Source organism: Candidatus Thiopontia autotrophica, from assembly GCF_982804495.1.
Genome location: NZ_CEYDPX010000011.1, coordinates 36,938 through 48,615, shown reverse-complemented (window position 1 = coordinate 48,615; position 11,678 = coordinate 36,938). Strand labels below are relative to the sequence as shown.

General features: G+C 50.6%; 10 protein-coding genes. 4 read left to right on the top strand and 6 right to left on the bottom strand.

The features are described 5' to 3' along the window. Positions 1-1,774, bottom strand: a 1,774-nt coding sequence (locus AC3ZFK_RS04910; protein WP_487506684.1) for an N-acetylglutaminylglutamine amidotransferase, incomplete at its 3' end; no start/stop codon positions are given. 35 nt (positions 1,775-1,809) lie between these two features. Beyond that, entirely contained in the window at positions 1,810-3,345 is a 1,536-nt protein-coding gene (locus AC3ZFK_RS04905) for a hydantoinase B/oxoprolinase family protein (protein WP_487506686.1), read from the bottom strand. Between the two features lie 189 nt (positions 3,346-3,534). Here AC3ZFK_RS04905 and AC3ZFK_RS04900 point away from each other — a divergent pair, with 189 nt between their 5' ends. The 4 genes from AC3ZFK_RS04900 (at position 3,535) to AC3ZFK_RS04885 (ending at position 6,663) form a co-directional block, all read left to right on the top strand. Further along, positions 3,535-4,137: a urate hydroxylase PuuD gene (locus AC3ZFK_RS04900; RefSeq protein ID WP_487506687.1), complete on the top strand. Its 603-nt coding sequence runs from the start codon at positions 3,535-3,537 to the stop codon at positions 4,135-4,137. 200 nt (positions 4,138-4,337) lie between these two features. Next, complete coding sequence (locus tag AC3ZFK_RS04895; protein WP_487506690.1) at positions 4,338-5,534, top strand: acetylornithine/succinylornithine family transaminase; 1,197 nt, start codon at positions 4,338-4,340, stop codon at positions 5,532-5,534. Further along, a complete protein-coding gene (argF, locus tag AC3ZFK_RS04890) occupies positions 5,531-6,445 on the top strand; it encodes an ornithine carbamoyltransferase (RefSeq protein WP_487506694.1) in 915 nt (304 codons plus the stop codon). Before AC3ZFK_RS04895 ends, argF begins: the two co-directional genes overlap by 4 nt. Next, positions 6,442-6,663, top strand: a complete 222-nt coding sequence (locus tag AC3ZFK_RS04885) for a transcriptional antiterminator, Rof (RefSeq protein ID WP_487506695.1) — start codon at positions 6,442-6,444, stop codon at positions 6,661-6,663. Before argF ends, AC3ZFK_RS04885 begins: the two co-directional genes overlap by 4 nt. On the opposite strand, the gene AC3ZFK_RS04880 is transcribed toward AC3ZFK_RS04885, so the two are convergent. The 4 genes from AC3ZFK_RS04880 to aceF all read right to left on the bottom strand — a co-directional run bounded on the left by AC3ZFK_RS04880 (position 6,651) and on the right by aceF (position 11,663). After that, on the bottom strand, positions 6,651-7,121 hold the full coding sequence (locus AC3ZFK_RS04880; RefSeq protein WP_487506696.1) for a phosphatidylglycerophosphatase A family protein: 471 nt from the start codon (positions 7,119-7,121) through the stop codon (positions 6,651-6,653). The two genes, AC3ZFK_RS04885 and AC3ZFK_RS04880, sit on opposite strands and share 13 nt — an antisense overlap. Positions 7,122-7,201: 80 nt before the next feature. Further along, on the bottom strand, positions 7,202-8,416 hold the full coding sequence (locus AC3ZFK_RS04875; RefSeq protein ID WP_487506697.1) for an argininosuccinate synthase: 1,215 nt from the start codon (positions 8,414-8,416) through the stop codon (positions 7,202-7,204). 170 nt (positions 8,417-8,586) lie between these two features. Beyond that, positions 8,587-10,362, bottom strand: a complete 1,776-nt coding sequence (gene lpdA / locus AC3ZFK_RS04870; RefSeq protein WP_487506698.1) for a dihydrolipoyl dehydrogenase — start codon at positions 10,360-10,362, stop codon at positions 8,587-8,589. Then, the gene (gene aceF / locus AC3ZFK_RS04865; RefSeq protein WP_487506699.1) at positions 10,362-11,663 is read right to left on the bottom strand and encodes a dihydrolipoyllysine-residue acetyltransferase; all 1,302 of its coding nucleotides are present in this window, start codon (positions 11,661-11,663) and stop codon (positions 10,362-10,364) included. The genes lpdA and aceF overlap by 1 nt, the downstream gene beginning before the upstream one ends. Positions 11,664-11,678 lie beyond the last annotated feature (15 nt).

Sequence of the window (11,678 nt, the reverse complement as noted above, 5' to 3'; positions counted from 1 at the left end):
TAATGTGTCTTTGCAGCCACTGCTCCGTTAACGCAAGCTGCCACAATTTACTTCCCTTTATTCTGGTAAAGCTATCGTCTGACATGGGGTTTTTCAGCATAGCATCCACATATTCCCTCCTATACAGTCCACGCTCAAGAGAGGCCTGTGACCCCAGAATATCACGCATAAATTCCAGAAACTCTCCTCTCACATACTTCAGGGCAGGCATTGGAAAGTACCCCTTGGGACGATCAATTACCGAATCCGGCAACAGGCCTCTGGAGATCAACTTCAGCGGCCCCTTGCCATGGTGTTTCAACTTCAATTCTGGCGGGATCTTTGCTGCCAGCTCCAGAAGATGGTGGTCCAAAAAAGGGACCCGAGCCTCCAGCCCCCACGCCATCGTCATATTGTCCACCCGTTTGACAGGATCATCAATCACCAGTGTAGTGCTGTCTGCACGCAACACCTGATCCATAAAGCTATCCGCTCCCGGTGCCTCCAGCATATCTCTCATCAAACTGGCACTATAATCCTCTCCATGAAACTCCGGAGACAACATATCCAGAATCTCTCCATGGTCTCGATCAAAGTAGTAACGACGAAAACGGTCAACTGGATCACCAGATGCCTGTTCCATCAATGGATACCAGAAATATCCTCCAAAAACTTCATCAGCCCCCTGACCACTAAGTACAACACTAATCTCTTTTGATACCTGTTCAGCCAGCAGATAAAAGCCAATCGCATCCTGCCCAAACATTGGCTCTGACATTGCATCCACAGACTCAATCAGACGAGGTAAAACCTCACTATTGGAGATAACAATTTTTTGGTGTCTGGTACTGAATCTCTCCACTACCGCATCGGAATACTCAAATTCACTGCCACTCTCTTCCAGGGAATCCTCAAAGCCGATGGAGAAGGTTCTAATATCCTTATGACCAGCCTCTGCCAGCATCCCTACCAGAAGACTTGAATCCAGCCCGCCTGACAACAACACTCCAACCGGCAGATCCGAGGCCGCACGTCTCCGCTCTATCGCATTGCTCAGAGATTCTCGTACCTCCTCAGCCCACTCCCACTCACTTTTGGTATGTGCTGATCTAACTGCACGCAGACCCCAATAGCGTCTTTTGGTCACTCCGCCATCAAGTGAACACTCTACCCAATGTGCCGGTTCCAGCTTGTGGATATCACGAAACAGGGTTCTCGGTGCCGGTACAACCGCATGGAGAGTAAAATGGTGATGCAGTGCCACCGCATCAAATTCAGTATTAACACCACCCGCTGCCAACAGCGCCGGCAAGGTGGAGGCAAAAAGCAGGCGATTTCCATCTTTTGCCCAGTAGAGCGGCTTGATTCCAACTCGATCACGCACCAGGTGCAGCTGCTCTTTATTAGAGTCCCAGATGGCAAAGGCAAACATCCCAGTGAATCTCTCCACACAGTCTCGCCCCCAGGCATGAAATGCCTTCAGAATGACCTCGGTATCTCCACTGGAGTGGAATTGATAGCCCAGAGTAGCCAGCTCCGCTCGAAGCTCCATATAGTTATAGATGGTTCCATTAAAGACGATCGAAAGTCCGCTAATCTCATCAACCATGGGTTGGTGAGCCCTTTGCGAGAGATCTATTATAGAGAGACGTCGATGTCCAAATTGTAGTGCCCCCTGATGCCATATGCCCTCATCATCAGGCCCACGAGGGCGCAACGACTGCAACATGCGCTCCATAACTGACTGCTCAGGCCTGGAGCCATCCAGCCTCAATTCACCACATATTCCACACATAAAAATTTAGGGCACTCTGTTAACTCACGATCAAGTCAACCGTAACCCGCACCTCCACCTCCGGGAGTCTCAATGGACAATATCTGACCAGCATCTACCAATATCGAACATTTTGCTGGCAATAACTCTCCATCCAGCATATTTCTTCCACTCTGCCCCTGACTGCCACCATCAACTCCCCATGGGGATATCTCTCTCCGTTCCGTCAACAGGGTCACTGTGGTCTCTTCAAGAAATTTAAATGTTCGTACAATTCCATCTCCACCAGAATGGTCCCCATCCCCACCACTACCACGACGTACAGCATACTCAGTTAATTGCAATGGTGTGCTCATCTCCAGAACCTCTACAGGAGTATTAAGTGTATTGGTCATATGAGTCTGAACCGCAGACAGGCCTCTCCCATTAAGGCTGGCACCCATTCCACCACCAATAGTCTCATAGTAGTCCCAGTGCCTTTTGTTGACCACTCCGCCCATGGCGACATTATTCATTGTCCCCTGGCTTGCTGCTGCCATCTTTTCTGGTACTGCCTGTACCAGAGCCCCGATAACTACATCCACCACACGACTACTGGTCTCCACATTACCTGCAGCAACTGCTGCTGGCCTGTCAGCATTCAGCAGTGACCCTTTTGGGGCCGTCACCGTAATGGCACGAAAGCTGCCTGCTGCTGCCGGTGTCTGTGGCGGCATAAGAGAACGAAAAACATAATAGACACCAGCTGCAGCAACCGAGAGTGGGCAGTTAATATTTCCACCCGTCTGCTCGGTTGTACCAGAGAAATCCACATTTATTCTACCTCCCTCCACCTCGATAGAGACTTTGATTGGCAGATCTCTATTTCCCGCTCCATCATCCTCCATCCGGTCCTCAAAACTGTAAATTCCATCGGGAATCTGTTTCAGTGCCGTTGATGAGAGGCGTTCAGCATAACTATTCAACTCCGAGAGTCCAACTCTGAACTCCTCAACACCAAGCTGAGAAATCCACCCCTGCAGACGGGCCATTCCCGCTCTGTTGGCACTAATCTGTGCCTCAAAATCACCCTGTGAGAGCTCTGGATTACGAAGTGTGGAGAGTATTTCTGAGTATAGGGTTTGCTGAATTTTATCTTTCCGTAGCAGATATCCCGGAGGAATAACTGTTCCCTCCTCATCAAGATGGCTGGATATGGGCATAGACCCTGGAGTATCTGCCCCTATATCTGCATGATGAGCACGGTTGACCACGAAACCAAGATGTTCGTTACTCACCAAAACCGGGGATATCATGGTTACATCAGGCAGATGGGTTCCACCAAGAAATGGATCATTAAGGATAACCAGATCACCATCCTGCCACTCCATTCTGGAGACAATATCTCTCATTGCAAAGGCCATACTGCCCAAATGGACAGGAATATGTGCTGCCTGCGCACAGAGCTCCCCGTCCGCATCAAAAATGGCACATGAATAATCCAGTCGATCACGAATGTTTGGAGAGAATGCTGAGCGACGCAGTACTGCACCCATCTCATCACAGACAGACTCAATACGACTGGAAAATATTGTTAGATCAATTGCATTCATTGTGGTTGCAACCTACAGTTTCATTAGAAAAATGTCCAGGAGTTCAGGTGGTTGCTGGATGAAAAAGTGACGAATCGATCTGTTCCGGATAAATTCACACACAACTATTGCAATTTCTCTAAAACAGCCTATAATACTTGACAAAATTACTGCGTTATTGTCTTTAAACTGACTGGAGATAGATAAAAAATGAATCCACTAAAAACACGAATTGGTACTGTGGTTGCTGGCATAGCCTTGGCACTGGTGCTTGTTGTACTTTTAAAAACCCCAAACAGTGAGGGGGTAATTGTCTACGCAGTCAACGCACTGGAGATTAATGTATGGCTCCATGCAATTGTTGGTATCACGTGGATTGGCCTGCTCTACTATTTCAATGCTATTCAGGTTCCTGGTGTTGGCGAGGCACTGGCTGATGGAGATCCTGGGCCTGCCGCAATCAACAAGTATATTGCACCACGTGCTCTCTTCTGGTTTCGCTGGGCTGCTGTACTCACATGGATTACAGGAGTAGGGGCTCTTCAACATATGGGTGGCCTGGTTGGGGCGTTCACCATGTCAGAGGGATGGCAGGTGATCGGTATGGGGGCGTGGCTGGGAACAATCATGCTGTTCAATGTATGGTTTCTTATCTGGCCAAACCAGCAGAAGATTCTGGGAATGAAAGAGGCTACTGCAGATGAGATTGCAAAGGCCAAGGTGGTTGCTCTCATGGCATCACGCACCAATACGCTACTCTCATTTCCCATGCTAATTGGGATGACAGGATTTGGTCACGGCCTCCCATTTTAGAGAAGATACTGTAACCTCTGCCTGGATCCGTGGGTTCAGGCTCTATATAAAACCCGGCTCTGGCCGGGTTTTTTTTATCTGTTGCCAAACCACAAACAATCATTACAATATCTATTCAACTGATCGGTAGCATCATTTTGAGGCTGCCGTTTTTTATTTTTGGAAAGCAATAAAGTTTTAGAAGGTTGTTTTAGAAGGTTATGAGTAACACCATTATGCCCACCTATGGGCGACTCCCTGTCTCATTTGTCAGAGGAGAAGGAGCCTGGTTATGGGATCAGGCAGATAAAAAATATCTTGATGCCCTAAGTGGTATTGCAGTCTGCGGGCTGGGACATAGCCACCCGGCAGTAACTGAGGCTATCTGTGATCAGGCTGCTACCCTGCTTCATACATCCAATCTATATGGAATCCCCAACCAACAGCAGTTGGCAGACAAACTGTGTGAGATCTCCGGAATGGAGAGTGTCTTTTTTGGCAACTCCGGTGCAGAGGCCAATGAGGCTGCGATCAAACTGGCACGTCTTCATGGCCATAACAAGGGGATTGATTCACCATCTGTCATCGTGGCCAAAGGCAGTTTCCATGGACGCACCATGGCAACACTCACGGCCACAGGAAACCGCAAGGTACAGGCGGGTTTTGAACCTCTGGTCTCCGGTTTTATCCGTGCCCCATACAATAATCTGGATGCCCTGCAAGAGATCGCAACAAATTCAAGGGGTATATCTGCCATTCTGCTCGAACCTGTACAGGGCGAGGGGGGAATACGAATTCCCGACTCAGAATATCTGGCTGGAGTCAGAGCGCTCTGTGATAAAAATGGCTGGTTAATGATGCTGGATGAGGTTCAAACCGGAATGGGGCGTACCGGAAAGTGGTTTGGTTTCCAGCATAGTTCAATCACGCCAGATGTCATCACCCTTGCCAAAGGGCTTGGTAATGGACTGCCAATTGGTGCGTGTCTAACCCATGGAAATGCTACACAGCTCTTCAAGCCTGGAATGCACGGATCAACCTTTGGTGGAAATCCGCTGGTGACGCGTGGCGCCATGGCTGTTATTAGCACTATGGAACAGGAGCAGCTCCTGGAGCGTGCAACATCACTGGGAGAGCGGATCACACAGGGACTGAGGACAAAACTGAAAGAGAACTCATCTGTTACCGATATACGCAATCTGGGATTGATGATCGGCATCGAACTTAATCAGCCGTGTGCTCCCATCGTAGGCAATGCACTGGAACATGGGCTACTCTTAAATGTGACTGCAGACAGTGTAGTCAGATTACTTCCACCACTTATCCTGAGTAATGATGAGGCTGACCAGATTGCCGAACAGGTGGCTCTATTAATAAACCAGTTCACAACGACCAATAAAGAGGAGAGCAAATCATGAGCTCAACTTCTCCACGTCACTTTCTGACCCTGCTGGATCTCTCAACTGAAGATCTGAATAACATTATTCAGCGCGCTATTGAACTGAAGAAGATGCAACACGCAGGTGAGATATATGAACCCCTGAAGAACCAGGTGCTGGGAATGATATTTGAAAAATCATCCACCCGTACCAGAGTCTCATTTGAAGCTGGCATGGCCCAATTTGGGGGCAGCGCCATCTTCCTCTCCCCACGAGATACACAGCTGGGTCGTGGAGAACCTATTGAGGATAGTGCACGAGTGCTATCCAGCATGGTTGATGCTGTCATGATTCGCACTTTTGAACATGAAAAAGTGAAGACATTTGCCGAGTACTCATCTGTCCCGGTGATCAATGCATTGACTGATGACTACCATCCATGCCAACTGTTGGCAGATATTCAGGCCTATGTAGAACACCGTGGATCAATTCATGGAAAGAGTGTTGCCTGGATAGGAGACGGCAATAATATGTGTCACTCCTACATGAATGCCGCGCTCCAGTTTGGCTTCCATCTAAATATTGCGACCCCAGAGGGATACACTCCAAAAGCTGAGGTTATTGCCGCCACCGAGTCACATATCACCATGATGACAGATCCGGTTGCGGCTGTTACGAACGCCGACCTGATAGTCACAGACGTATGGGCCAGTATGGGGCAGGAGGATGAGAGTAGCGCCCGCAATGAGGTTTTCAAGGGATATCAGGTCAATGAAGAGCTGATGGCCCATGCAAAACCTGATACCCTATTCATGCACTGCCTACCTGCCCATCGTGGAGAGGAGGTCAGCAGTGAGGTGATCGATGGAGCTCAGAGTGTAGTCTGGGATGAGGCCGAGAACCGTCTCCATGCACAGAAGGCGCTACTTGAATTTCTGCTGGGCCAGTGACTGAATATACCCCTGTATCCTGCGCCATCCATAGTGAGTATGAGTTGGCCATAATGCGCCGTACTCCCACCAGAATATGTTGGACAGGTGAATCTGGCGAGTCCAGAGATGAACTACTAAACCTCACCGATCTGAATACAAGAAGTGATGGTGAATATCTCTCTGCAACTACGGTAGATGGAGAAAATCTCGAGATTAGACTGGATCAGATATTGTAGACAATCTGGAGCACTACAAAAGCGTAGCCACCCGCAATCAGATCATCCAGCATAACCCCAAGACCACCAGAGACCTGCCGATCAGCCCAACTGATTGGCCATGGCTTCCAGATATCAAATAGCCGAAACAGCAGAAATCCAGCCACAATCCAGTGCCAGCCGGCAGGGGCTGCGATCATGGTTACCCATAAACCGACGAACTCATCCCATACTATTCCTCCATGGTCATGAACCCCAAGATCATCACCGGCACGTCCGCAGACCCAGACCCCAAACAGAAATGCCAGCACAACCACCAGCAGATAGGCAGGGAGTGAGAGTGGCTCTATCAACAGATAGAGTGGGACAGCCACAAGGGTACCAACGGTTCCAGGAGCAAATGGTGCCAACCCGGATCCAAACCCAAAAGCAAAGAAGTGGGTCGGGTTTGTGAATACTGTACGGACTGAAGGGGTCATGGTGTTATGAATTCCGTAAGTGAAGTTGAAAACTTGTCGAGGAGTTCATAACACCATGACCCCTTCCCCCCAGACCAACATCACCCTTTCTGCTTGGCACCAATCCGCAGTCGCAGTGAGTTAAGACGGATAAAGCCCTCTGCATCCTTCTGGTCATAAGCACCGGCATCATCCTCAAAGGTGGCAATCTCCTCACTGAAGAGGCTGTTGCTCTCGGACTTGCGCCCCACCACAATTACATTGCCCTTGTATAGTTTAAGACGAACCGTGCCATTGACGGTCTTCTGGGTCTCGTCAATTGCCGCCTGTAGCATGGTACGCTCAGGTGACCACCAGTAGCCGTTATAGACCAGCTCAGCATAACGGGGCATCATCTCATCCTTGAGGTGGGCTGCCTCGCGATCCAGGGTCAGTGACTCCATCGCCCGGTGCGCCTTCAGCAGGATTGTTCCCCCTGGGGTCTCGTAACAGCCACGGGACTTCATCCCCACATAGCGGTTCTCTACAATATCGTCACGGCCAATACCGTTATCACCACCCAGTTTGTTGAGAGTCTCCATAATGGTTGCCGGACTCATCGCCTCTCCATCGATTGCTGTCGGGTCACCCTTCTCGAAATCGATCTCTATATAGGTTGGGGTGTCCGGTGCATTTTCTGGGGAGACACTCCAGCGCCACATATCATCCTCAGGCTCATTCCATGGATCCTCCAGGATATCCCCCTCATAGGATATATGGAGCAGGTTTGCATCCATCGAGTATGGTGATTTTTTGCCCTGCTTGGCAAAATCGACCTCAATATTATGCTCCTCTGCATAGGCCATAAGCTTGGAGCGTGAGTTGAGATCCCACTCCCGCCACGGCGCAATAATCTTCACATCCGGCATCAATGCATATGCCCCCAGCTCAAAACGGACCTGATCATTTCCCTTTCCGGTTGCCCCATGGGCAATGGCATCGGCCCCGGTCTCCTGCGCAATCTCCACCAGACGTTTGGAGATCAGCGGACGCGCAATCGAGGTCCCCAGCAGATACTCTCCCTCGTAGATCGCGTTGGCACGAAACATTGGGAAGACAAAATCACGAGCATACTCCTCTCGCAGATCATCGATATAGATCTCCTTGACCCCCATCGCCTCTGCCTTGGCACGAGCAGGCTCTACCTCCTCCCCTTGGCCAATATCTGCCGTAAAGGTGACTACCTCACAACCATAGACATCCTCCAGCCACTTGAGAATGATGGAGGTATCCAGCCCGCCAGAGTAGGCGAGCACAACTTTCTTTATTTCTGACATCTGTCTGTTTCCCTGAATTTTTTGGATATTCTACCGGTAACTAACCTGGATGTTTCATAAATTCGCGTGATTATCGCGCAGGATATTGGTTTCACAAGGGATTTTCTGAAGGCGTCGCGTATCAGTGATTACGCGCAACTGAAGAAAATAACTTGTGGAACCAGGTGGCTCTATCTCTTCTTTGGAGGCATCAGATCTGTAATGGTCCCCTCAGCCATCTCCGCGGCAAAACAGAGGGTCTCGGAGAGGGTTGGGTGTGGATGGATGGTTAGGCCAATATCCTCCATATCCGAACCCATCTCGATTCCCAGTACAGCCTCGGCAATCAGTTCGCCAGCATTGGTTCCAACCATGGCGGCACCGATCAGGCGGCCTGTCTCCTTGTCAAACAATGCCTTGGTCAGCCCCTCATCTCGACCGATACTGAGACTGCGGCCACTAGCGGCCCAGGGGAAGGCCCCTTTTATATAGTCAATCCCCTGCGCCTTGGCCTCAATCTCGGTCAGCCCAGCCCATGCCACCTCAGGGTCGGTATAGGCTACGGCTGGAATGGTCAGCGGTTCAAACACCGACTTGTGACCAGCAATCACCTCTGCTGCCACCTTTGCCTCATGGGTCGCCTTGTGAGCCAGCATCGGCTGTCCAACAATGTCACCGATAGCAAAAATATGGGGGACATTGGTTCTCATCTGTCCATCTGCGGGAATAAACCCCCATTCATCAACAACTACACCCGCCTTCTCTGCATCGATCAGTTTTCCATTTGGAGCGCGTCCAACAGAGACCAGCACCGCATCAAATAGATCCTCTTCAGGAGCCTTGGCCCCTTCAAAACTGACCTTTATACCACTGTCCGTGGCCTCCATCGCCGACACCCTGGTCTTGAGATAGATGTTTTCATATTTTTTACCGATCCGCCTCTGTAGTGGACGGATAATATCCTTGTCCGCACCTGGAATTAGTGAATCCTGCATCTCCACCACGGTGATCTTTGAACCCAGCGCCTCATAGACGGTCGCCATCTCCAGGCCGATAATCCCACCACCAACAATTAACAGGCGCCCCGGAATCTCCTTGAGACGCAGTGCATCGGTGGAGTCCCAGACCCGTGGATCATCGTGCGGAAAGACCGGGATCTCCACAGAGCGAGAACCTGCCGCAATAATGGAATGCTCAAAAGAGATACTCTTCTCCCCATCTGCGGTCTCGACCGCGATGGTATTGGGGGAGGTGAACCTACCCTCCCCGGTAACCACCTCAACCTTGCGCTGTTTTGCCAGCATCCCCAGGCCACCGGTAAGACGGGTAACAACCCCATCCTTCCAGGAGCGAATCTCATCAAGATCAATCTCGGGCTTACTGAAACGAACCCCGTGGTCAGCCATGGAGTTGGCCTCATTGAGAACCTGTGCAGTGTGAAGTAGTGCCTTGGATGGAATACAGCCGACATTTAGGCAGACCCCACCTATTGATGGATGACGCTCAACCATAACCACCTTCTTGCCAAGGTCGGCCGCACGGAAGGCGGCTGTATAACCACCAGGTCCTGAACCAAGCACCAGTACCTCTGCATGGATATCTGCATCACTAGCAGGGGCAGTAGCAGCCTGTGGTGCTACCGCACCGTTATTTTCTTCAGCATCCTCACTACTCTCAGCTGTCTGTTGACCATCACTATCGGCAACACTGTCGTCTGCCGCACCATCTGCTGAGGTGATATCCATTACAAGAATTAGGTCACCCTCGGAGATCTTGTCTCCAATTGATGCCTTGATCTCTCCCACCGTACCATCGTATGGCGATGGGATCTCCATGGTCGCTTTGTCACTCTCAAGCGAGATCAGTGAATCCTCTTTGGCAACACTATCCCCCGGTGAAACCAGGATCTCAATTACCTCAACCCCATCAAAATCACCGATATCCGGCACTCTTACTTCTGTAGTCATCAGAGTAGCACCTTGCAGTATTCACGCAGTAGCTGATTGAGCCTGGTGATAAAACGGGCGCCATCTGCACCATCGATAACACGGTGATCATAGGAGAGCGCCAACGGTAGCATCAGACGCGGCTCAAACTCGGTTCCACTCCATACTGGCTTGGTCTGGGAGCGTGCAACCCCAAGGATTGCCACCTCAGGGGCGTTCACAATAGGGGTGAACTGGGTACCTCCAATACCGCCAAGACTGGAGATGGAGAAGGTACCACCCTGCAGATCATCGCCCTTCAATTTGCCATCACGGGCACGTGAACTGATCTCCATCAACTCCTCTGCCAGATCGTATACACCCTTGCGATCCACCTCTCTGACTACCGGCACCATCAATCCATTCGGGGTATCTACCGCCACCCCGATATTGTAGTAGTTCTTGATGATCAGCTGCTCATTGTCGAGATCGAGAGAGGCGTTAAACTGTGGAAACTCCTTGAGGGCCGCAACTACCGCCTTCATGATAAAGACCAGCGGAGTAAGCCTGACCCCCCGTTTTTCCGCCTCCTCCTTGTTGGACTGGCGGAACTCCTCCAATTTGGTTATATCGGCCTCATCAAACTGGGTGACATGGGGAATATTGAGCCAACATGCATGTAGATGCTTCCCTGAGATCTTCTTGATCCGGGATAGTGGCTGGCTCTCAGTCTCACCAAATTTGGAAAAATCTGGAAGTGTAATTTCCGGTATTGCACTTCCCGTAGCCTGTGGAGTAGCGCCACCCGAAAGTGCCGCCTTCACAAACTGCTTTACATCCTCCTTAAGAATTCTCCCCTTGGGGCCCGTCCCTCCAACCTGGGAGAGCACCACCCCGAGTTCACGGGCAAAACGACGAATCGCAGGAGATGCGTGTGCCTTGCCTCCTGTCGCCGGAGCAACCGGTGCCGCTGGAGTAGCTGTCTGTTGCTGGGCAGGAGTTACTGCCGCAGGAGATGGGGCAGTTGCAGCATGCTCTGCACCACTATCTGTCTGTGACTCTGCTGGAGATTCAGCCAGTGACTCCGAAACGGCAGCCTCCTCAGCTGACTCCACCATCATGATCAGTGCCCCCTCGGAGACTTTGTCTCCAACAGAGACCTTAAGCTCTTTCACCACCCCACCAAACGGGGCGGGGATCTCCATGGTTGCCTTGTCACTCTCCAGGGAGATTAGTGACTCCTCCTGCTCGATCTCATCTCCGACAGCAACCAGAACCTCAATTACCTCAACCTCCGGGAAGTCCCCAATATCGGGAACAGTGACCTCTCTTATCTCTGCCATTATCTGATCCCCTCT

What these genes read in the sequence shown, in the direction of transcription:
- AC3ZFK_RS04905 (WP_487506686.1), bottom strand. Translation starts at nt 3,345, where the DNA reads ATGAATGCAATTGATCTAACAATATTTTCCAGTCGTATTGAGTCTGTC.
- AC3ZFK_RS04900 (WP_487506687.1), top strand. Translation starts at nt 3,535, where the DNA reads ATGAATCCACTAAAAACACGAATTGGTACTGTGGTTGCTGGCATAGCC.
- AC3ZFK_RS04895 (WP_487506690.1), top strand. Translation starts at nt 4,338, where the DNA reads ATGAGTAACACCATTATGCCCACCTATGGGCGACTCCCTGTCTCATTT.
- argF (WP_487506694.1), top strand. Translation starts at nt 5,531, where the DNA reads ATGAGCTCAACTTCTCCACGTCACTTTCTGACCCTGCTGGATCTCTCA.
- AC3ZFK_RS04880 (WP_487506696.1), bottom strand. Translation starts at nt 7,121, where the DNA reads ATGACCCCTTCAGTCCGTACAGTATTCACAAACCCGACCCACTTCTTT.
- AC3ZFK_RS04875 (WP_487506697.1), bottom strand. Translation starts at nt 8,416, where the DNA reads ATGTCAGAAATAAAGAAAGTTGTGCTCGCCTACTCTGGCGGGCTGGAT.
- lpdA (WP_487506698.1), bottom strand. Translation starts at nt 10,362, where the DNA reads ATGACTACAGAAGTAAGAGTGCCGGATATCGGTGATTTTGATGGGGTT.
- aceF (WP_487506699.1), bottom strand. Translation starts at nt 11,663, where the DNA reads ATGGCAGAGATAAGAGAGGTCACTGTTCCCGATATTGGGGACTTCCCG.